This window comes from Nitrospirales bacterium, assembly GCA_031315865.1.
Taxonomy (GTDB): Bacteria; Nitrospirota; Nitrospiria; order Nitrospirales; family UBA8639; genus JAGQKC01.
Genome location: JALDRJ010000002.1, coordinates 3,429,864 through 3,452,073 on the forward strand (window position 1 = coordinate 3,429,864; position 22,210 = coordinate 3,452,073).

At 50.2% G+C, this 22,210-nt stretch carries 22 protein-coding genes and 1 tRNA gene; 17 read left to right on the forward strand and 6 right to left on the reverse strand.

What is annotated here, in order from left to right; translation table 11 throughout:
- The first annotated feature begins 200 nt into the window (after positions 1-200).
- Positions 201-276, forward strand: a tRNA-Met gene (locus tag MRJ96_15545).
- A 171-nt stretch (positions 277-447) separates the two neighbouring features.
- Here MRJ96_15545 and MRJ96_15550 read toward each other — a convergent pair.
- Positions 448-1,347 (reverse strand): ATP-binding protein, encoded by a 900-nt coding sequence (locus MRJ96_15550; protein ID MDR4502858.1) that lies wholly within the window; start codon positions 1,345-1,347, stop codon positions 448-450.
- A gap of 306 nt (positions 1,348-1,653) precedes the next feature.
- Between MRJ96_15550 and MRJ96_15555 the strand changes: the two genes are divergently transcribed.
- On the forward strand, positions 1,654-1,992 hold the full coding sequence (locus MRJ96_15555; protein MDR4502859.1) for a hypothetical protein: 339 nt from the start codon (positions 1,654-1,656) through the stop codon (positions 1,990-1,992).
- 60 nt (positions 1,993-2,052) lie between these two features.
- Here MRJ96_15555 and MRJ96_15560 read toward each other — a convergent pair whose 3' ends face one another.
- Positions 2,053-3,555, reverse strand: coding sequence for a methyltransferase domain-containing protein (locus tag MRJ96_15560; protein ID MDR4502860.1), 1,503 nt, complete (start codon positions 3,553-3,555; stop codon positions 2,053-2,055).
- Positions 3,556-3,658: 103 nt separating this feature from the next.
- Positions 3,659-5,014 (reverse strand): glutamate-5-semialdehyde dehydrogenase, encoded by a 1,356-nt coding sequence (locus tag MRJ96_15565; protein ID MDR4502861.1) that lies wholly within the window; start codon positions 5,012-5,014, stop codon positions 3,659-3,661.
- Between the two features lie 350 nt (positions 5,015-5,364).
- On the opposite strand from MRJ96_15565, the gene rpsB reads away from it, so the two are divergent.
- The 5 genes from rpsB to alr all read left to right on the forward strand — a co-directional run bounded on the left by rpsB (position 5,365) and on the right by alr (position 9,299).
- Positions 5,365-6,144, forward strand: coding sequence for a 30S ribosomal protein S2 (rpsB, locus tag MRJ96_15570; protein MDR4502862.1), 780 nt, complete (start codon positions 5,365-5,367; stop codon positions 6,142-6,144).
- Positions 6,145-6,217: 73 nt separating this feature from the next.
- A complete protein-coding gene (gene tsf, locus MRJ96_15575) occupies positions 6,218-6,814 on the forward strand; it encodes a translation elongation factor Ts (protein ID MDR4502863.1) in 597 nt (198 codons plus the stop codon).
- Positions 6,811-7,542, forward strand: a complete 732-nt coding sequence (gene pyrH, locus MRJ96_15580) for a UMP kinase (GenBank protein MDR4502864.1) — start codon at positions 6,811-6,813, stop codon at positions 7,540-7,542. The genes tsf and pyrH overlap by 4 nt, the downstream gene beginning before the upstream one ends.
- 15 nt (positions 7,543-7,557) lie before the next feature.
- Positions 7,558-8,115, forward strand: a complete 558-nt coding sequence (gene frr, locus MRJ96_15585) for a ribosome recycling factor (protein MDR4502865.1) — start codon at positions 7,558-7,560, stop codon at positions 8,113-8,115.
- Between the two features lie 65 nt (positions 8,116-8,180).
- Positions 8,181-9,299: an alanine racemase gene (gene alr, locus MRJ96_15590; protein MDR4502866.1), complete on the forward strand. Its 1,119-nt coding sequence runs from the start codon at positions 8,181-8,183 to the stop codon at positions 9,297-9,299.
- 24 nt (positions 9,300-9,323) lie between these two features.
- Here alr and MRJ96_15595 read toward each other — a convergent pair whose 3' ends face one another.
- From MRJ96_15595 to MRJ96_15605, 3 genes are all read right to left on the reverse strand, one after another.
- A complete protein-coding gene (locus MRJ96_15595; GenBank protein MDR4502867.1) occupies positions 9,324-9,635 on the reverse strand; it encodes an MTH1187 family thiamine-binding protein in 312 nt (103 codons plus the stop codon).
- A gap of 3 nt (positions 9,636-9,638) precedes the next feature.
- Complete coding sequence (locus tag MRJ96_15600; protein MDR4502868.1) at positions 9,639-10,286, reverse strand: bifunctional precorrin-2 dehydrogenase/sirohydrochlorin ferrochelatase; 648 nt, start codon at positions 10,284-10,286, stop codon at positions 9,639-9,641.
- A 167-nt stretch (positions 10,287-10,453) separates the two neighbouring features.
- Positions 10,454-10,954, reverse strand: coding sequence for a hypothetical protein (locus tag MRJ96_15605; GenBank protein MDR4502869.1), 501 nt, complete (start codon positions 10,952-10,954; stop codon positions 10,454-10,456).
- 90 nt (positions 10,955-11,044) lie between these two features.
- Here MRJ96_15605 and MRJ96_15610 point away from each other — a divergent pair, with 90 nt between their 5' ends.
- The 10 genes from MRJ96_15610 (at position 11,045) to MRJ96_15655 (ending at position 22,157) form a co-directional block, all read left to right on the forward strand.
- Positions 11,045-11,605 carry a Slp family lipoprotein gene (locus MRJ96_15610; GenBank protein MDR4502870.1) on the forward strand — a complete coding sequence of 187 codons (561 nt, stop codon included), beginning with the start codon at positions 11,045-11,047 and terminating at the stop codon, positions 11,603-11,605.
- A gap of 15 nt (positions 11,606-11,620) precedes the next feature.
- Complete coding sequence (locus MRJ96_15615; protein ID MDR4502871.1) at positions 11,621-12,232, forward strand: sel1 repeat family protein; 612 nt, start codon at positions 11,621-11,623, stop codon at positions 12,230-12,232.
- Between the two features lie 62 nt (positions 12,233-12,294).
- Complete coding sequence (locus MRJ96_15620; GenBank protein ID MDR4502872.1) at positions 12,295-12,666, forward strand: hypothetical protein; 372 nt, start codon at positions 12,295-12,297, stop codon at positions 12,664-12,666.
- 410 nt (positions 12,667-13,076) lie between these two features.
- Positions 13,077-14,372 carry an NAD(P)/FAD-dependent oxidoreductase gene (locus MRJ96_15625; GenBank protein MDR4502873.1) on the forward strand — a complete coding sequence of 432 codons (1,296 nt, stop codon included), beginning with the start codon at positions 13,077-13,079 and terminating at the stop codon, positions 14,370-14,372.
- Positions 14,373-14,466: 94 nt separating this feature from the next.
- Positions 14,467-14,763, forward strand: a complete 297-nt coding sequence (locus MRJ96_15630) for a hypothetical protein (GenBank protein MDR4502874.1) — start codon at positions 14,467-14,469, stop codon at positions 14,761-14,763.
- Positions 14,764-15,048: 285 nt separating this feature from the next.
- A complete protein-coding gene (locus tag MRJ96_15635) occupies positions 15,049-16,131 on the forward strand; it encodes a hypothetical protein (GenBank protein ID MDR4502875.1) in 1,083 nt (360 codons plus the stop codon).
- A gap of 206 nt (positions 16,132-16,337) precedes the next feature.
- Positions 16,338-17,144 (forward strand): hypothetical protein, encoded by an 807-nt coding sequence (locus MRJ96_15640; protein MDR4502876.1) that lies wholly within the window; start codon positions 16,338-16,340, stop codon positions 17,142-17,144.
- Between the two features lie 220 nt (positions 17,145-17,364).
- Positions 17,365-18,210 (forward strand): CBS domain-containing protein, encoded by an 846-nt coding sequence (locus MRJ96_15645; GenBank protein MDR4502877.1) that lies wholly within the window; start codon positions 17,365-17,367, stop codon positions 18,208-18,210.
- A gap of 64 nt (positions 18,211-18,274) precedes the next feature.
- Entirely contained in the window at positions 18,275-20,083 is a 1,809-nt protein-coding gene (locus MRJ96_15650) for an ABC-F family ATP-binding cassette domain-containing protein (protein MDR4502878.1), read from the forward strand.
- A 427-nt stretch (positions 20,084-20,510) separates the two neighbouring features.
- Positions 20,511-22,157, forward strand: a complete 1,647-nt coding sequence (locus tag MRJ96_15655; protein ID MDR4502879.1) for a hypothetical protein — start codon at positions 20,511-20,513, stop codon at positions 22,155-22,157.
- Positions 22,158-22,210 lie beyond the last annotated feature (53 nt).

Here is a 22,210-nt window from a genome sequence, read left to right on the forward strand (position 1 = left end):
AGCAGAACACTACCGCTCAAGCTCAAACCGATGATTGAGAAGAGACACGAGAAAGCTTGCGGTTTCCGGGTCCGCTTAAAGAATCATATCGGATCAAGAAAATCTTGATTCCTCCAAAACTGAATTGAGAGAACCCCTCGGCCTATGGTATAGAAAGAAACGCGTCAATCCTCCCGTTGTAGACTTCTTCTGAAACGCGTGGCGGTGTAGCTCAGGTGGTAGAGCAGCGGACTCATAAGCCGCGGGCCGGGGGTTCGAGACCCTCCACCGCCACCATAATTTTCTCGTCAACAATCAGCAGGTCCCCCATGTTGAGGCCTCCTACCCAATAAGAAACCTCTTTCCTCTGACAAAGTAGAAGTTTGTGGAACGAAACCTTTGTGAGAAGTGGAAACGATTTCCTATACCTAAACACAAAACCCTAGGTTAATTATACAATAAGAGTAGTTAGGTTTCTGCCGCGACAGACATAGGCTGTATGGGGATTTCGACATGGACTCGCGCACCATGTTTCGGCTTGCTCTTGATCTTGAGTCGTGCGCCAATTTTTTTTGCCCGGGCGACCATATTGCCCAGACCCTTTCCTTGCGCTTCAACCAAATCCACCTCGAACCCCTGTCCATCATCCAGCACCTCCAGAACAACTGTCTTGTCGTCGCTTGTCAAGGACACACGGGCTTTTTTGGCTTTGGCATGCTGCTGGCTGTTGCTGACCGCTTCTCGGGTGATATGCATGAGCTGAAAGCTCTGATCTTTGGTGAGATATCCCGCGGACTTGGGATCAATCGAGAGTTGGACTGGCAATTCACCCTCTTCAGTCATCTCCTCAATAAGCGCTTGGAGTGCAATGCCAAAGTTATTCCCGACGACTAACCCCGACTTCATGTTTTCCAAGAATTCTTGAATGAGTTGGGTAAGGACTTGCACCTGCTCGACGACCATATGCATAGGTTTTCCAACTTCCAGTGCAATCTGCATCTGTTTGAGTGAACGTAATTGATCCTCGTGGTGTTGTTGGATCACCATCGTTCGATCTTTGAGGACTTCTCGAAGTTGCTCGTTGCGTGCATACGCCCGGAGTAAGGGCGCGATCAATGCGACACCAGCGACCATGAACAATGAGATGATCAAACTGACCAACGCATGCGCCAGTGCGATAAATTGCCCTTCTCCGTCGTGAGTCGTATCGAATATCTGTATCATGGCCTGACTCGACAAGAGAAATAACGCTCCGCCAATCAAGACCCATGGCAGCGTTTTCTTGGTCTCTCGAATTAAGCGTAGCGCAAAAAGAGCGGCCAATACATAGAGGGCGACTGTGAGAGAGAAAATAATCGTGGAGGTCATCGCTTCGGCTCTCTAGTAGACATACGTATCCTCGAGCGCACCTAGCGGCAGGTATTTCGGCTGGTTAATGCAAAAACTTGAAAAAAGGGATAGTGTCCTCCTTATAGATCTTGGAACGACGACTCAACGACCGATGCGGACGTTCCCTACCTTTGAGGTATTTTCCTTCCACCACCAGGTCCGCCACACTAGACTTCATGCGCTAGGACGGATGATACGTGACAATGGTCACGGTCCGAAACGCCGGAGGGAGTCACAGACTCTCCAGATTCAAGATTTTTTCGTATCTGAGAAGAAGCCACAACAATGTCCATGTACGGAAAATTGTTCACAGCAAGCGTCATCGGGGTTCTCGTCTGGACATTGTCGATTCATGTCGTTCCCGTTCAGCCAACGCCCCTTTCCCCTTCCCTCTTCACCTGCCAACAGGAACACACAACCCAACATTTATTTCAAAGCATGACTGATGGCATTGTGACACACATGTGGAACGATGGACTGGTGCTGTCTGTCACGGTTTCAGAAGCATGGGTAACATTGCCCCCCAGTTCACAAGAAACCCTGTATCGTGCGCTTGGATGCTTTGCCCATCAGAAAAATATAGCGTTTCAAATTCTTCCCTCCTGGCATACAGAATCGTCATAACGCAAACAAGCTGGCGTCCTCTGTAATCATAGAATCTATCGTGACCGGCGATAAGGCGAATCAGCGGGGGGGTGACTCACGAACTGACGTCTTCATCTCATGAATGGCTTCGCGATAGTAGCGGACGAACCAATCAGCATTGGAGGAATCGGCTAGGATGATTTGGCGTTGATCAAGTGTGTTCGCCCAGTAAAGATAGGTCAATGGTCCTGATTCCCCCAGCTCAAGATGCATGGCGCGTCCATCGGACGATCGATAGGTCTCTTCTTCCTGAAGACATCGGGCAGGCAATCTCTCCCAAATGAGTTGTGCTGCAGGGGTATGGTTCTCATAGCATGGGATAGGACCCTGACTGTCATCGCCTTGTCCATCGCCCCACAATGTTCGAATCGTTGTTTGCAAGTCAGGATCACGCTTGGCCTTCAACCGCTCAAAGTATTCGACGATGATGGATTCATCTTCTCGACTCGCCAATATCATTCCCTGAAAATCCATCCCAACAGAGACGTAGCCGTACACGATCGCTTCGCGCCATATTCCCCGGTACGTTTGAAACGATTGAGAATGTGCCTCGGGCGGCTCCGAGGTGCACTCTTCTTGTATGGCACCGATAGCGATGGCCATCCGTCGAGCGGTTTTGCCAGTACACGTATACACACTTTGTCCCTTCGGCCATTCAGGGTTCTCATCCCAAACAGCCCGAACCTCGGAAGGCCTGCGACCCACTTCATACAACGGACCGTCTTCCACTCGTTCGCCAAACGAGCCGAAAGTCAGAGGGAAGGGAACACTGAGGTTATGGAAACCTCTTGCCGCAAGTGCGCGTTGCAATACGATTCTTCGTCCGAGGTGTCGGGCTTTTTCGCAGAGTAACATTTTGCCATCTTCCACTAAAATTCGACTCAGCTCATTCAAACGCGCTCCAATTCCCGTTTCCGCCTCTATCTGATGCTGCAAGGCTGAATCCTGACGGCGATGAAACGTGTTCCAGTCATCACTGCACAAGCCTGGGGAATCTTCCGCCTGAAACAGCGCTTGAGTGCATATGACACCATCAAACATGCCGGTTAGTGAATCGTGTGGAAGGTGAGCGTACACAAAACGCACGTTGGGTAATTGACGTCGTGTGGCTTCATGGGTGGCGATGGCAAGAGATGCCGAGGATCGATCAACACCGACAAATTGCACATCAGGGAACAAGGTGGCCCAAAACGTGGTCAGAATGCCTACCCCACAGCCAAAATCAAGCACCTGTCGTGTGGAGGCTAACCGCTTCGCGATCGCGAGCCCGGCGGCGACGAAATAATCATAACGTTGACTGTATAAAATAGGCAGAATTTCTGGGGAGGCAGTCAAGTCGTAGAAGCGAATATCCGCGCTAGGATCGCCTTGCTTCAGCCTGGATGTGGCGCAATCATGCAAAGACTCAAGTTGCTCTTTGGAGAGCACCGTGCGCTGCCAGTTGAAGTAGGCCGGTTCATCGGTAAACCGCTTGAGTCCCCACGAAGCCAGATGTTCGGAAATCAGACGCGAATGATGAGTGTGCGAGAGAGAGTCCTTCATAGCACATGAAGCCACAAGACACGACCGAGTGGAAGGAATATCGAACGCTCGTCCCCAGTCGCCCGTGATACGACTCTATCGTTCCTAGGGGGATACCCAGGGCCTAGAACTTTGATGACAGCATCATGGCATCTAGATACGCCTGAGGGACTGGATGGGGTTGCTGTAATTGGCCAGTTCCCAACGCCACAAACTTTTCAGTCGTGAGCGCGTCCAGGGTCAAGGGGCCCCGAGCGTGAAAAGGCGTTGTACTCATGCCAAGTTCTGGCCCTAAGCCCATCTGCTCTCCTCCATGAAGACGCGTCGACGCGTTGACCATGACAGCACTGGAATCAACTTCTTGAACGAACCGCATGGCCGTTTGATAGTTTCGCGTCACGATCGTGTCAGTATGGCCGGGGCTAAATTTTTCAATATGCCCAAGGGCTTCTTCAAGATCGGTCACGATTTTAATATTCATCGCCATGGACTGATATTTCTCTCCCCAATCGTTCTCCACGGCATCTTTAATCCCCAAATGGCCGGTCATCTCCATGATTCCCATCATGGAGACCGTTTTGGGACATCCAGTTAACGTGACCTTAAACTCCTCGAGCAATCGACGCATGAGTCCAGGGAGAATATGTCTGGCCACTTTTTGATGTATCAAGACCGTATCGACGGAATTCGAGGCTTCTGGGTCTTGGACTTTGGCATTGACCACTATGGTCTGAGCCAGTGGGATGTCGACTTCTCCGTCGACATAGACATGAGAGATGCCACCGTCATATCCCAGCACCGGGATTTTGGCTTGCCCCATGATACCTTTCCGCATCGAAGTGTTTCCTCGTGGAATGACGGCATCGACATATTTCACCAATCGAATCAGCTCAAGGGCCGCTTCCGGTTGCGGGCGATCGACAAATGTCATGGCCCCCTCCGGCAAACCAGCTTTCGTCCCAGCTGTGCTCAGGCAATCGGCAATGGCTTTGTTGGTATGAAACCATTCCGATCCACCTCGATAGATACACACATTGCCAGTCTTGATACACATAGCAAAAGCCTCGACGGCGACATGAGGGGCCATGTCGGAAATAACGGCCACAACACCAAGCGGAACGCGCATTCGACCTACCTGCATCCCATCATCGGTTAGCCACAACCTGGACACCTCTCCTATGGGGTCCACAGATTCAACCACTCGCTGAAACCACTCTTCCATACGAGTGAAATCGTCTTCACTGACCCGAATACGGTCGACGGCTTGACGATAGATTTGTTTATCAATCTCTTTGGAAATCGCCTCTAAATCGAGACGGTTGGCTTCTAAGAAACAGGATTTGCTTTCCTGAAAAGCGATTAACATTGCCTCAAGGGCGCACGTTCTTTTCTGGCTTGAGAGTTTGGCTAGTGGTCGTGCGGCCATTTTGGCTTTTTGAGCTAGTCCTTGAATATATAGTTTGACAGGGACTTCTACCATTGTTAAATACCTCCTCTGCTCTCACTTCATGATTGCGAATAAACCCGTCGACTATACCGAGGCGAAAACGAGTGAGTCAAAGTCTGCTTGGCCACTGAAGCATCAATATGTTCGTGATTCTGAAAACAAGCTCGCTTGAATTAGCATGGTCGCTATGCTACCCTTTCTAAGTTTGTGAATATTAAAGTATTTTAAGTCTATTGCGGCGTCAGGAACGCCCGTAGACGATGGACCATGAACAGGTGGCGGTAATGACAAGCAAAGGGTTTCATTTTACGATTCAATAAATTGGTTATAGATGACTGATTCTGTCTAAACCAACTCATGAAAGGGGGTGGGAAAATCTTATCATGGTGACGATTAAATCTTTATTGGAAGCAGGCGTACATTTTGGGCACCAAACCAATCGGTGGGACCCCAAGATGAAACCGTATATTTTTGGTGAGCGAAACGGCATTTATATCATTGACTTACAGATCACACTCCAATGTTTCAACAAAGCCTATCAATTCGTTCGAGACACCGTGGCCAATGGCGAGTCCATTTTATTCGTGGGGACGAAGCGTCAAGCGATGGATATCGTCGAAGAAGAAGCCACACGGTGTGACATGTTCTACGTCAATCAACGATGGCTGGGTGGCATGTTAACGAACTTTCAAACGCTTCGGAAAAGTATCGGACAACTGAAAAAACTTGAAGCGGCTGAAACCGATGGAACATACGAACGATTGAAGAAAAAAGAAATCGTCCGCATGGAAAAAGAACGAGCCAAATTACAAAAGTATCTAAACGGCATTAAAGAGATGTCCAATTTACCTGGTTGTATATTTGTCCTCGATACACGAATACAGCATATCGCCGTCAAGGAAGCCAACCGTTTAGGTATCCCCGTCATCGCAATCGTCGATACCAATTGTGACCCCCATGGGATTGATTATCCGATCCCAGGAAACGATGATGCCATTCGTTCACTCAAGTTGTTTTCTGCAAGCATCGCCGACGCCTGTCTCGAAGGTCTGGAACTGCGAAAAAAACAGGAACACTCGGCTGATGGTGAGGATGGGATTATGGCGGAGATGCTGTCAGTCCGTACATCGACTGACAGCGTTGAAAGTGTACAAACGCCGTAACCACACCCAGGCTAATCGTTCAAGCATCAATCAACACATCACCTCTACGTCACGACAAAGGAGAGACTCACTCATGGCTAGTACAGCTGCCTTGGTGAAAGAGCTTCGTGGTAAGACCGGGGCAGGAATCCTAGATTGCCAAAAAGCTCTTCAAGAAAATGAAAACGACATTGAAAAAGCCATTGACCATTTACGAAAAAAAGGGTTAGCCGCTGCGCAAAAAAAAGTTGGGCGTGAGACGAAGGAAGGGTTGATCTATTCGTATATTCATCCCGGCTCGAAGGTCGGCGTGATGCTCGAGATCAACTGTGAAACTGATTTTGTCGCCAGGAATGAAGAATTTTCAGAACTGGCCAAAGACCTGGCCTTGCAGATTGCCGCCGCCAAGCCTTCATACGTCAAGCGTGAAGATATCCCCAACGAGTTAATCGAAAGAGAAAAATCGGTCTACCAGGGCCAAGCCAAGGAAACCGGAAAGCCCGAGGCCGCCTGGGAAAAAATCGTCACTGGCAAGCTCGAAAAATTCTATCAAGAACAGTGCCTCCTAGAACAAGGATTCGTGAAGGATCCCAATACCTCCATCAAAGATCTGTTAACTCAAAAGATCTCCAAGCTTGGGGAAAATATCCTTGTGACCCGGTTTATTCGCTATCAGTTGGGACAGGAATGAACCCTCCAAAGTACCGGCGTATTCTCCTGAAAATCAGCGGAGAAATGCTTGCCGGTGAACAGGGCTACGGCATCCAGCCTGAAATTCTTGAGAACCTGGCTTCCGAGATTCTGGATGTTCGGCGCATGGAGGTCGAAATCGCGCTCGTGATCGGTGGCGGGAACATTTTCCGTGGATTGGCAGCAAGTGCATCCGGGATGGAGCGTGCCTCGGCTGACTATATGGGAATGTTGGCCACCCTCCTCAATGCACTGGCCTTACAAAATGCGTTAGAGGCGAAAGATATCGCGACAAGAGTCTTGTCTGCCATCGAAATGCGTCAATTGGCCGAAGGTTACATCCGCCGCCGCGCGATTCGTCATTTAGAAAAAAAACGGGTCGTCATTTTCGCCGCCGGAACTGGAAATCCGTACTTTACGACTGACACCGCTGCTGCACTCAGGGCGATGGAGATCGGTGCGGACGTGATCCTGAAAGGCACGAAAGTCGATGGAATCTATGAGGCCGATCCCGTCACGCATCCAGAAGCTAAACGGTTTTCTGAACTTCCTTTCCTCTCAGTTCTGAACAAAAACCTTAAAGTCATGGATGCGACCGCCATCACCCTGTGCATGGATAATAACCTTCCGATTATCGTCTTTGATCTGACAACGTCTGGGAATATCCGCAGACTGCTCGAAGGTGAGACCATTGGGACTTTGGTCGCGCAACATGCTACGATTCAGTAAAGGAACGCGATGATTATGGCACACTCATCTCTTCAAAAATATACGCAGTTGATGGAGAAGGCACTGGACCATCTTCGGCGAGAGTTCACGACGTTGCGTACCGGACGTGCCTCGGTAGCGCTCCTCGATCATATCACCGTCGACTACTATGGGACTCCGACTCCCTTGAAACAGGTAGCCAACTTATCCGTTCCAGAAAGTCGCTTGATCCATATTCAACCCTGGGATACGGCCATCATCAAAGACATCGAGAAAGCCGTGACAGCCTCCGAGCTGGGGATCACTCCATCGAATGATGGAAAGATCATTCGTTTGCCCATTCCTCCCCTGAGTGAAGAACGACGCAAAGAATTGGTCAAGCTCTGCAAGAAGTATGGAGAAGATACCAAGGTGCAGATTCGTGGGTTTCGACGTGATGGCAATGATGAATTGAAACGTTTCCAAAAGGACGGAGAGATTTCAGAAGACGACTTACGTCGCGCAGAAGCGGAAAACCAGAAATTAACGGATTCCTATATACATAAGGTCGATGATTTGATAAAGAAAAAAGAAGAGGAGATACTCGAAATCTAAAACAGACGTCTGTGATACCACCATCAACTCTGCCCAATACCTCCGTTAACTCAGAACGTGCTTCGTTGATCGCGACCATCAAACTCTCTGCTCTCGCGAACAATCTCTCCGAAATCCGCCGCCTTATCCATTCCTCATGTGAGATCCTCGCGATTATCAAAGCGAATGCCTACGGACATGGTGCGACCAGAATCGCCAAAACGTTGGTCGAACTTGGCGTACAGCGATTTGGCGTGGCATCCGTTCAAGAAGGTTGCGCCCTTAGAGGGGCCGGCATTTCCCAACCCATTCTTGTGATGGGCGGCTTGCTGCCGGCTCAACTCCCGGAACTCATCGAGCACCGTCTCACGCCCGTCTTATCGAACGAGGAAATCACTCATCACATCGCTGAATGGTTGGGAAGTTCCCATCTGACTCCTTACCCTGTCCACCTCAAAATTGATACCGGCATGCGGCGACTGGGATTTGCTCCGGAGTGTCTCATCCCCTTGTTGGAAAACCCACACATTCAGACAAGTCTGACCATCGAGGGTTTGATGACTCATCTGGCGGATGCCGATAACGTCGACCCGGAATTTACGAGAGTCCAGCTCGAACGGTTTCAAGCGGTCATGAGTCAAGTCAAGCTATCTGACCGTTCTATCGCCTTGGTCCATGCGGCAAACAGTGCAGGGATCATGTATCACCCGTTTTCGCACTTCAACATGGTACGCCCAGGACTCATGTTGTACGGATGTTATCCCCGGACAACTCAGCAACACGAGATCTCCCTGCAACCGGTCATGAAGATCACGACACATATCGTCCAGATTCGATCAGTGCAGCCTGAAGAATACGTCGGTTATAGCCGTGGATTTCAAGCGACCAAGCCGCTTAAAATAGCGATTCTTCCTGTTGGCTATGCCCATGGGTATGCTCGAAGCCTGTCCAATCGCGGTAGAGTCTTGATTCAGGGACAGCGAGTCCCCGTCGTCGGAAAAATATGCATGGACATGATGATGGTGGATGTCTCCGTTCTTCCACACGCAAGCATCGGAGGAGAGGTCGTATTACTCGGAGAGCAGGGAGAAGATGAGATTCGCGCGGAGGAAATGGCTTCGTGGCTAAACACCATCCCCTATGAAATCATATGCAATTTAGGGATGAGGGCCCGTCATGTCTATGTCAGCGAGGAGAATGCCTGAGGCTATGGAGCCCTCCAAGTCCATTCAGGTTGTCTTCAATTTTCGTTTCAGTCGTTTTTCCACACTAGCGACTTTCCCTCCCAATCGACCTTTTTTCCCTCGACGGTAGTCGACTTTAATGATACAGGAGACTCGTCCACAATCCTTACTCATACGTTGGTAGCATTTCTTTACCACATCGAACACCTCATCCCACTCCCCTTCCAAGACGGTGCCCATGGGATTCAGACGGTAATCGACCCCACTTTTGTCGATAATATCGAGGGAACGCGACACGTACTTTCCGACACTTTCGCCTTTACCGAGCGGGGACATACTGAATTCTAGCAAGACCATGTTTTACGCCTCCTTGACCTGCTGGCTCATTTGTTGTTCCTGCCAAGCCCTGGGATACTCGATGGTCCCGGTCAGTCGAAAGCCCTCGATAAGTTGTTGAAGCCGTTTCCGGCGTACTTTTTCGTTCGATTCGGTCTTTCGCATCTCGTTTCTCACCGCACCAAGCCATTCGACACATTCTCCAAACTCTTCATCCAAGAGTATTTCAAGATCTTTCCGCATGGCTTTGGCAAGAGAGGGAGATGCCCCGCTGGTACTGATCGCGACCCGTACCGGCCCGCGCTTAACAAGCGCAGGCATCGTGATCGTAGAAAGATCAGGTTGATCGATTGACCAGACGAGGAACCGTTCGGTCTTGGCCAGTTCATATAACTGTTTCGCGAGCTCGTGATCGTTCACCACCGTGTTCACCACGACGGCCACCCCATTTTGCACATCTGTGGTACGAAATGTTCGCCCTCGATGAATGATTTTTCCGGAGGCCGTATACTTCCGAAGCGTGGTATGGAGTGTCGGGTTGACGACCGTGACTTTCCCCCCACTTTCAAGGATTCGATCGATCTTCTCGACCGCTTCTTCCTCGCCTCCAAGAACTAGGCAAGACCGTCCTTGAATATTGAGTGAGATTTGAAATCCAACGTTACTGTCCATAATTCATTCCTTTCCATTAACACAATCTAAACGAGCTGTATCTTACCTGAGACCAAGACGTGAGGAAAAGTCTGACATGAGTTATGGCTGGACGGAAATAGAGACAGTCAGGCAGATCATAGATCAAGAGCCATGCGGTCACTTGGGCATGGGTAGACGGTATTTTCTCAAAAAAACGGGTCGGGTTTTGACTCCGTTTTCGAAGGCGTCTCGGAAAGGTCCGGTTCATCAGAAGACGGGACAGGTTCTTTCGGGGAAAGTTGAGGGGTGGAAGCGGGTGAGTTGGAAGCTGAATCTTCACCATCAAGCTCCGTACGTGAAGAGAAACCATTATCCGGTTTTTTGACTCGGAGAATGGGAGGATCCTTGACGAATGGAGCGTAGACCTGCACATCAAGCGTGATAGAGTCGCCCTGGTCGACTAAGAGCGATATTTCCGTCAGTTGTTTTTCAAAAGTTGCCAAGATCGCGCCATCTGGCGCTGATATGGTCAGAAGAAGACGACCGTCTTCCAACTGCTTTTTGACGACGGTCCCATGTACGCCCGAATGTTTAGTGGCTAACCCTTTCGGAAAATAAGGCCCGAGGTACTTAGGCGCTACCGAAGGCACACCAAGACCAATCCCAATTCCGACGAGAAGAATGAAAAGCAAAAACCACACTTTCATAATGTCATCTATCCGTGATTGTAGCATGAAATAGGGTCTTGAACAGAAAGTCAACAGACATGTCAAAAGAAATTCTGATATAGTACGACCATGTTGAGGCATTGGTCTTTCACTATCCTGGCCATTGGCGCGTTGATCTTACAGAGTTGTTCCTCAACCCCGTATGAGCTCCCTGAGTCGCTAGAATCGGCAATTGACGAAAATTTGTCATTTCGTGAAATTTCTGAAGACCCAGCGCATTATCAAGGAAAACTCGTTCGACTGGGCGGAGAAGTCCTTCATGTGGAAGGCTTAAAAAATGGTACACAGCTTGAAGTCTTACAACTTCCGCTCGATGACTGGCACAGGCCTGAACATCCTCGAACCGCCTCTGCCGGTCGGTTTATGGCAGTCAATGAAACATTCATCGATCCCGCAACGCTTCCTCCGAACACACGGATTACCATCGTCGGCAAGATCACGGGTTTTCAAGTCGCCCCGTTAGATGAAATGGACTACCAATATCCAACACTCACAATTCGACATCTGCATGTCTGGGAAAATTATTCCCCTCCGAATTATTCGGAAAACGGTCCGTATTGGAATATTTTCGGAGGTGGCGGAACGGGGATTGGATCGGGAGGCGGCGTCAGCGTCGGAATAGGCTTTTAATCATTGCACACTCACATGATGAAATGGTTTTCCTTCACGTTGATCGCCATCGCCATGGGATGCTTGGGCCTGCTTGCGTTTCCAACATTCTCAGCGGGGAGCTATCTTGATGGGGAAGAGGCCTATCTCAACCAAGATTTTGAAGTCGCCTTGCAATATTGGGAACCTTTGGCTCGACAAGGCAATGCCGAAGCACAAAACATGCTGGGGTATATGTATCGCCATGGACAAGGTCTTCCCCAAGATTATAAAAAAGCCCGCCAGTGGTACAGACTCGCAGCCGACCAGGGCAATGCTCGTGCGCAGAATAATCTGGGAGTAATGTATCGACTCGGGCTTGGTGGCGCACAAGATTATCACGAAGCCTTCCTGTGGTTTCAACGTGCAGCTGAGCAAGGCAATGGTGGTGGCCAAAGCCATCTTGGCCTGATGTATTACAAGGGAGAAGGCGTCCCCAAGGATAATGTCAAAGCCTACATGTGGGCGACGCTGTCGGCTGAGCAAGACATCGAGCAAGCCACCCAAGCCTTAATTGTCCTCGAACAAGAAATGTCAGCAGAGGAGATTTCCGAAGCGAAGGAAGCGGCCAAGAAGTGGAAGCCAAGGGGAGAAGAGACCATGCTTTGACGGTGTGAGATAGATTCAATGAAGTTTGCGGAACCTATTCATATTTCGGGAGGAGAAAATCAATGAGGACTAGCATCTATGTTGCCGGAGCGATCGTCATGCTCAGTATGGCTCAATCGGTCTCAGCGGCTGAAGGAGCGATTTCAAAAGACTATCAAGGCATGTGGGGAGCCGGTGGATGCGGGAAAGCGAAATATTACATGCAAATCGAAGGAAACGGCATGCGCATGTATGCGGCGGATAAGCGAATCGCTTTAGGAAATTGGGATGTCCGGGATGTGCAAAAGAGCGGAGACCGTCTCATCATCGATACGAAAGAAACCAATTCGCAGAAAGCCACTCATATGGAACTGTCCAAACTGCCAAACGGACACCTCACATTGATGCTGAAAATCGGAGGGAACGGCGGCGTTGATGACTTGTCTCGCTGTTAATCCACGCGTTGTTTCCAAATCCGTACACTCCCAAGACGCTGCTGCCATCATGAATCACCCTCACCTCATATCGATATGTTTCTGGCTAAATTGCAGACACTTCGAGTCGAAATTTCACAGATTGAATGTGACCCCACCGTTCTCTTATGCATGGCCTGTACGACTCACGACGAGACATAGTTTTTCTGCTTTCATCGACAAAACGAGTTCATGATCGTGAGTCGTTTATGAGGTGGCATTAATCATAAAAATGACCTGACTCCCGTGTGCGTGTTTTCGGAATTTACGTTTCAATGACTAGCGAAAAAATGGAAGGCCACGTTAATCGTCGTGGATAAAGATGTCGTCCTCTCTCAAAAAACTGTTTGACTCACCTACCCCCATTTCATTGGCACTCATCTCCATATCCCATGCCCTGCCGCTATGACCTCGCAATTATTGGAGCTGGCGCCGCTGGTTTAGCCGCTGCCATCTTTTCCGCAGAAACTCAGCCAGGACTCAAAGTTGTGCTGGTCGACAGCGCCAAAAGTCTTGGGGCCAAGATTCTGGTCTCTGGTGGCGGGCGCTGCAATGTGACGAATGCCACCGTGACTCCTAAAGACTTCCATGCACCTTCGCGCATTGTTGAGAGAATTTTGAAGCGTTTCGATGAGCATAGGACTGTTCAATGGTTTGAATCCATGGACGTTTCTCTTAAGCAAGAACCAACAGGAAAGATCTTTCCAGTGATGAACAAAGCGCGTACGGTGTTGAACGCTCTACTGAGTCGATGCGGCGCCTTGGGGGTCCAAATCAAGACCAATCATCGTGTGCATTCGGTGATCAAACGCAGCCAGTGCTTTGCCGTTCAAACAACATGTGGCGTCATCACGGCTCGGCGAGTGATCATGGCCACAGGAGGCAAATCTTTACCAAAGACCGGATCAGATGGATCTGGGTGGGATATCGTGAGACAACTCGGGCATACCGTTACCGCTTGTTATCCCGCCCTGGTTCCTCTTGTGTTGTCCGATATTTTTTTTCATAAGACGCTGTCCGGAATTTCTCACCAGTGTGCTGTCACAACCAGGGTGCAGAATCGGGTTATCGACCGTCGAAGCGGCAGTCTCCTCTGGACGCACTTTGGCGTAAGCGGACCAGTCGTGATGGATGCCAGCCGGTTTTGGGTGAAGGCCCACCAGGCAGGCGATGGTCCTGTACTATCGATTTCGTTCTTTCCCGAACACACTTTTGCAGAGGTTGAACAATGGCTACTACCTAAGTCCCGCTCCAAAAATCTGGCCTCCCACCTTTCCACACACCTTCCACATAGAGTGGCCGTTACACTAGATGAATATGTAGCGGACCAGATCGCCCCTCATTCAACAATCTCTGACAGATCCAAAGTTACCGGGTTCCCCTTGAATGAATTGTCACGTCAGACAAGACGTACCATCAGCCATGCATTGACAGATTTAACGCTCCCGGTCGTAGACTCTCGCGGATGGAATCATGCGGAAGTCACGGCTGGAGGTGTCCCTCTTTCTGAGATCAATGTCAGCACGATGGAATCGCGTCGCCAACCAGGGTTGTACCTGATTGGCGAAATACTCGACTGCGACGGCCGTATCGGTGGATTCAATTTTCAATGGGCATGGTCGACAGGACATATTGCCGGCTGTCATGCAGCGAAGATGATTGAAGCGTCGTCGACGATAGAGACATGATAGACGTACTTGCACGAAAATGCGTCATGTTCATGTTCATTGCTTGACAGGCCTTCACAAGTATACGTACGATACCGCTACAGGTAACTGCGCCATGAAACGCTTTCAACATCCCCTCATGATCTTCGCCTTGCTTGCGTGCTTTATGTTCGTGAGCAGCGCGTTATCGTCACAGGCTGCGGATCACAGCACCCACCACACACATCATAAAGCCAGCACGCATACTAGCAACATTTGTTCATGGATGTGTGCAGCGGGACACATTCTGCAAAGCGTGGACTTTGAATTACGCGTCCCCATGCTTGCCACTCTGGCCTTCGAAAACGTGTTCCCTTCCTCAGTGGATCTTCTTGTTTCACGTTTTTCTCAGTCCCGGGCTCCACCATTCTAAAAGTTTTCACCATTCAAACAGTACATCTTTAGCGATCGAGTCGCCATGAGCCTGCCGTCTCCAGCGTTGTAAGCTTTTCACGGCAAGGATGTTCTTAAGCATTCGTTTTTTCGGTATTTTCGATCGCTATTACATTGCTATTACATTATTGAATACTTTTCTTATTTTATTTTTGGAGTCTGAAAAAGCAACATGTTGGACAAGTACTATCATTTACGAATCAGGTCTTTGACAATGTTTCGCTTCTTCCTTTCTTTTGGTTGTGCATTCACATTGGCCATGACCATGTGTGTCAACCACGTATCCGCCGCCCTGCTCGACGGCATGCTTGATGGTTTTGAAGAGTCGCTTTCGCAGAAACTTGCGAAGAAGGGTGAGAAGTTAACAGTTGGAAACTTTTACACACCAGAGCGGGCAGATTCACATGGCCCGATAGGCATGATGGGTGAACATACACACAATATCGGCGAGCTCATGTTCTCCTATCGCTACATGCAGATGGAAATGGATGGAATCCGGGATGGAACCTCGAGTTTGTCTCACCTGGACGTCAGAAATCGGGGCTACGCGGTGGTTCCAACCTACATGCGTATGCAGATGCACATGTTTGGGGCCATGTATGGCGTGAATGAGACGCTCACAGTGACGGCGATGTTGCCATATATACGCAATACGATGAATCATCTGGCCGGCATGCCGCTAGGTGCAGCTAAATTTCAGACTCGCTCAGAAGGCGCAGGAGACCTCAAGATTGGGTCTCTATGGAGGCTATACGCGTTCGAAGCCCCAAGCATCGGGGCCCATCGTTTTCATTTTAATTTCACCGTGAGCCTGCCGACTGGCGACATCACTCAAAAGGGTACGACTCCGCTCGGATCCATACGGCTTCCCTATCCGATGCAATTGGGCTCAGGCACGGTGGAAGTACTTCCCGGCATCACCTACGGGGGAGCTAAAGACAATTTCTCCTGGGGTTTTCAAACCGTCGGGACGTACCGGATTGCACGCAATAAAGCCGGTTATTCCAAAGGTGACGAATATGAAGTTAATGGATATGCGGCGTACGCCTGGACGAATTGGATCAGTAATTCCGTTCGTTTTCGCTGGCACCAGTGGTTTGACTACGACGGGCAAGATACGAGAATCACGAGACCGACTTCACCTCAATTGGTCTTTACTGCCGACCCGAATCTTCGAGGTGGAAAGCGGCTTGACATCACAGGAGGCGTGAACTTCCTCTTGCCGGAGATTCTTGGGTTAGAACATCGAGTAGGGGTCGAAGGTGGCGTACCGATCTATCAAAACTTAGACGGTCCACAGCTTGAAACCGACTGGATGGTCATGTTTGGCTGGCAGGTCATTAATTAGTGACAACGTTTTATTCATATGGGTATCTCTAAAAACGAGGATTTTTCTGGGAAGGCAAGGAAGCCGCGCGCGGATAACCGCAGTATATGCAGGAATACATGAGGGTTTGAGCACGCAGTTGACACCGCCATCGCGGAAAAGAACAGTGTTTAGAGGTACCCATAACATGTTTTGTGGGCCGGGACGATAGCCAAAGGAGTTCAACGATGACACGGATATCTCGCGTAGGACTGATCGGCTTTATGTGCACCCTGGGATTCTGGTCTGCCACATCGGCTTACGAAATCGTCGAGGTGAATGATCCAGGCAAACTCACGGGAACGGTATCCTTTTCAGGACATGTCCCGGCTCCACGAACATTCGAGGTCCAAAAAAATCCGGAGATTTGCGGGTCACAACGATCCTTAACCAAGGTCTCCGTACACAATGGACGGTTACAGGGAGTTGTACTGGCCCTGCAACATGTGACAGGCGGAAAAGCCTTTGAAGAAAAAACGCTGCATGCGAATCGTCCTGGAAAAGGAGAGTTTCATTATCAGGCAGGTAAGCAGCTCGCATTGAACGTTCGGACTGAGAACTGTAACTTTGGCCCCTTCACGGGGGTCGTGGCGCGTGATCAGCCGGTTCGCTTTTCAAACCGGGACTCGATCAAACACACGCTTCACACCTACGTCAAGCGAGGAACGAAGGCTACGATCCTGAAAACGGTGCACAACCGCGGCATTCAACCCTCCTCGACTATCGAAGAAACGTTCACCGAACAGAAGTTGCCTGATCCTGGCGTCGTAGCTCTTACCTGTGACCGCCATGACTTCATGGAAAATTGGCTCTACGTCGTGGACAATCCCTATTTTGCCGTTTCCGATGAGAACGGACAGTTCCATATCGACGGCATCCCTCCTGGTGATTATCACCTTGTGGCCTGGCACCCGATCCTGGGAACCCAAGAACACACAGTCACCATTGCGCCACAAAGGGACACAGCGCTCCATTTTAGCTTCAAGAAGCCTTAAAGCCTTTTGCTGTACCACCTCATCGTTTTTTGACATCAACCGCCTGTCTCGTCAATGTTTCCTCAGTCGAGTTCTACGCCTGAGCCTCGACATAGAATCACGCATTCTTCTTCTTTCAACTGTCTCCCTTCTTGAAAATATGCTATATTCGCGGCGCATTCATAAATCGCAGACCATTCTTTGAGACACCATCATACGTTGCGCAAGAACAGGAGGCCTCATGACCGACATTCCATCAGCCCGCGTCGCTGATTTCATGCAAGAAACCCTCGAAATGGTGAACGAGCAAACAAGTCTCATCGAAGCGGCTCAAAAGATGACTCAACACAGGATCGGTTGTCTAGTCGTGCACGATAAAGAGTCGGAGGCTCACGATCACCAAATTACCGGCCTGGTCTCCGAGACTGACCTTGTGCGGCGGGGCATGTCACATGACTCGACTGAAAAGGGGTGGACGGTCCGGCAGATCATGGCGAGCCCCCTACAAACGATCGAGTCTCACCGTTCCATGCTCGATGTCAGTCATGTGATGGAACGCCAAGGCGTTCGCCATCTGTGTGTCACTGACGGAGATGAAATCGTCGGAATGATTTCTATCCGTGATCTCGTCAGGCATTTTGTTTACGCGGAATCCGGCCCAATTCGCGACTTGGATGACGTCTATCGCCCACTCAGCGTGCTCATGCAAACAGCCATTGAGCAGATCGCGGGAGAAGAAACCGTCGCCACGGCAGCGGCTCACATGGCGAATAAACATATTGGAGCCCTACTCGTGACGGAAAACGGTGAATGGGCGGGGATCGTCACTGAACGAGACCTCATTCAAAAGGTCATCGCAGAAGAATTGGATCCACAACAGATCAAAACCCGCACGATCATGAATAAGCCCATCATTGGGATCGATATCAACCGAACGGTTCATGATGCCAGCGACCTCATGGCAGAAAAGTGGATCCGACATCTCCCAGTCACCGAAAACGGAAAAATAGTCGGCATCCTGTCAGTGCGGGATTTAATTCGCATGGTGGCCCTTCGCGATCGCCCTAGATTTCTGCGCCAACGATGATCCACCGATCTTTTCACGCCTGAGCACCAATATGTCCCTGGCTCACGAGTAAGTCCTGTTCGGTATGTCTGCCCTCATTTACGGACAGCAGTTGTCCAAGGCCTTTGGCGTTCGTCAACTCTTCAACAACGTCACAATCGGGGTCTCTGAGGAGGATCGCATAGGTCTTATCGGACCGAACGGCTCGGGAAAGAGCACGTTGCTCAAAATCCTGGCCGGGCAAGAATCATCCGATGCAGGTTCAGTCACTCGCCGGCAGCATCTCCGCATCGCCTATATTCCTCAACAGCCGGTATTCAGGCCCAATGCCACGGTCCGAGAAGAGCTGGAACGTTTCGCAACGGCTTCTGGCGTGCCTTCAGAAGAGGCGAGCATTCGTGTGGGAGAACTCTTAGGGCGAAGCGGATTTGATGATACCCATCAACTGACGCACACCCTGTCGGGTGGATGGAAAAAACGACTGGCGATTGCTTGCGGCGAGATCCAAAATCCGGATGTCATGTTGCTGGACGAACCGACCAACCATCTCGACTTTGAGGGCTTACAATGGTTGGAGCAGGTGATGACCCGCGCACCATGGCCCTGGATTATGGTCAGCCACGACCGGTGGTTCCTTGAACATGCCACCAATAAAATCGCTGAAATACATGCACGATACGTCAATGGAATGTTTTTCGTGACAGGAACCTATACCCAGTTTCTTAAGCAACGAGAAGCCCATCATCACACTCAGAGACAACAAGCTCAAAGTTTGGAAAATAAAGTCCGTCGAGAAGAAGAATGGTTGCGACGTGGGCCAAAGGCCCGAACGAGCAAGGCCAAATTTCGGATCGATTCCGCTCACGCATTGCAGGCAGAACTCGCGGAGACCGCGACACGTCTGCGCCAACACGAGACGACGATCGATTTCGTCTCTTCGGGACGGCAGACTAAACAGTTAATCGAAGCCACGGCACTCTCTAAAGCCTTCGGAGCACGAACGATCATTCGAAACCTCGACATCCTCCTCACACCCGGCACCGCGATGGGCATCGTGGGGCACAACGGTTCAGGGAAATCCACGCTTTTAAAATTGCTCGCCAAAGAACTCGAACCGGATCATGGGAGCGTTCGATATGCTGAAAAACTTCAGGTCGTCTATTTTGATCAAAACCGTGAGCGCATCGATCCGGAGACCACATTGCGTCGGATGCTTTCGGATACCGGACAATCGGTCGAGCACCGCGGCAAAGCCATTCACATCACGGCCTGGGCAAAACGGTTTCGTTTCCAGCCTGAGCAACTGGATCTGACGATGAAATCGTTGTCGGGGGGTGAACAGGCTCGCGCAGTCATCGCCCGGCTCATGTTGCAACCAGCCGATGTGTTAATCGTGGATGAACCCACCAATGACCTTGATATCCCCACACGCGAAACCTTAGAAGAAAGCCTTCTCGAGTTTTCAGGGGCCTTGCTCCTCGTCACGCATGACCGCTACATGCTCACCCAAGTATGCTCACAATTCATCGGGCTCGATGGTCAGGGCGGGTTTGGACTGTTCGCAGACTACGCACAATGGGAATCATGGCTTCGGAACCGACAAGCCAAGCCTAAGAAACCAGAGAAACAAGAACCGCTCGAAGACCACCGACAATCGAAAGCTAAGACCAAGAAATTGTCATTCCACGAACAACGGGAATACGACTCGATGGAAGCTCGCATCATCGAGGCCGAAACCAAACGCGATGCCTGCCTGAAAGAAATCGAGAGATCGGACGTGGTCACGAATCATACGAAATTGCAAGACGCCATCCACGCTCTCTCCGCCGCCGAGCAGACTGTCGAACGACTTTATACTCGTTGGACAGAGCTGGAAAATAAAAAGTCGAATTGATATTCGATACCCATCCGCTGCCTGACTCCCCGGTACGATCGAAGACAATCACAAAAAACATCACGAAAAAGCATAGAATATTCCCCGTTGAACAAGCCCTGGGTTCTTCCTTCATCTCCCATTGATATCCTCCTAGGCCTTTCCACATTCCTTCAACGACCGCATTCGATCGCAATTTCCCGTATATTCATGAATCTTTGCACATCATGGTGAATAGTCATCTCCGTAGCGAGAGATTGGTCACGCCACCACTCTTTCGAGGGATGGTGAGCGACGAGGTCGACTGCCTACCGTGACTGGACATTCACGAACCAGGGAGAATCATCGAGCATTCCCTCTGTGACGAATGAGGCATGTCAACCAAGAAGTCAGTTTAACGGGAAAAGTCCCCAACAGACAGTCCACACCATTGCAAGAGGAGAACACCATGTTACGTTACCGATCGCATGTACCACGAACACCATGTGGCTCTGCTACCAGTACGCACATGTTCATCGCGGGTCTTACACTGACGACTCTATTGGGACTCGGGGCATCAGAACTTCATGCGTTCGAACCCCGTTCGATAGATGGAACCCACAATCATCTTCACAATTCTGAGTGGGGAAGCACGAATACTCCACTGATGCGACTCATGGATGCTGACTATGCGGACGCACAAGGTACTCCGTCAGGAGCCACACGGCCGAGCGCCCGTATGATTTCGAACATTGTCGTGTCGCAAATGCAGTCAACCTACAATTCGAAACGGGCAACAGACTTTCTCTGGCAGTGGGGACAATTTATCGATCATGATATTGACCTGACAGAGAGCGCACACCCAAACGAACCATTCGACATTCCTGTCCCAACCGGTGATAGATACTTTGATCCTAGTGCCACCGGCACTAAAATCATCCCGTTCGTCCGCTCGGAATATCGTCCCGACTCCAGTCCACGACAACAAATGAATCAGATTACTGCATTTCTCGACGCATCCATGGTCTACGGATCGGATCCGGTTCGCGCTCAGGCTCTTCGCACCAATGATGGAACAGGCAGACTGAAAATGAGCGCAGGACGATTCCTTCCTTATAATATTGACGGGTTGCCGAATGCCGGAGGACCGGACCCAACTCTCTTCTTAGCCGGGGACATTCGGGCCAACGAACAAATCGGCCTCACCGCCATGCACACCCTGTTCGTTCGAGAGCACAATCGTCTTGCGAACAAAATCAGAAAGCGACATGAAACCCTGACGGGAGATGAAATCTACGAGAAAGCACGACGGCAAGTGGGCGCGCTTATTCAAGTCATTACCTATAACGAATTTCTTCCGGTATTGCTAGGCAAACATGCGCTTCGCCCGTATCGTGGGTACAGACCTTGGGTAAACCCGAGCATCGCGAATGTTTTTTCGACTGCAGCCTATCGACTGGGTCATAGCATGCTGTCTCCACAGCTTTTGCGATTAAAGAAAAACGGCAAACCGATTCAGGCCGGTCATTTGGCACTTCGTGACGCATTTTTTGCTCCCTGGCGAATTACTGACGAAGGAGGCATCGCCCCCATCCTCCGGGGACTCTCCCAGCAGCAGGCGCAAGAAATCGACCCCTACGTAATCGACGATGTCCGAAACTTTCTATTCGGTCCTCCTGGCTCTGGCGGATTCGATCTGGCATCCCTCAACATTCAACGCGGTCGCGACCATGGCTTACCCAGTTATAACGATGCCCGCATTGCCATGGGATTATCACCCGCTACGACATTTGCTGATATAACTTCCGACACTCAGCTACAGCAGCGGCTCGCCGACGCCTATATTTCCGTGGAACAAGTCGATCTCTGGGTAGGAGGTCTCGCCGAGGACCAGTACAGACAGGCCATGGTGGGAGAGCTGTTCTTTGCCATTCTCACAGACCAGTTCGAACGCTTAAGAGATGGCGATCGATTCTGGTACCAGAATGCCTTTTCGCCCAAACGTATTGCCCGTTTCAATAGAACCACCCTCGCTGATGTGATTCGTCGAAATACGCCTATTAAGCGTGAAATTCCCGACAACGTGTTCCTCTACGTGAAACACACAGGCAAGTAAGTTTTCGTGGTGATTGTGATCCGGTCGCTTCAGGACAAAACTGAAGCGACCCG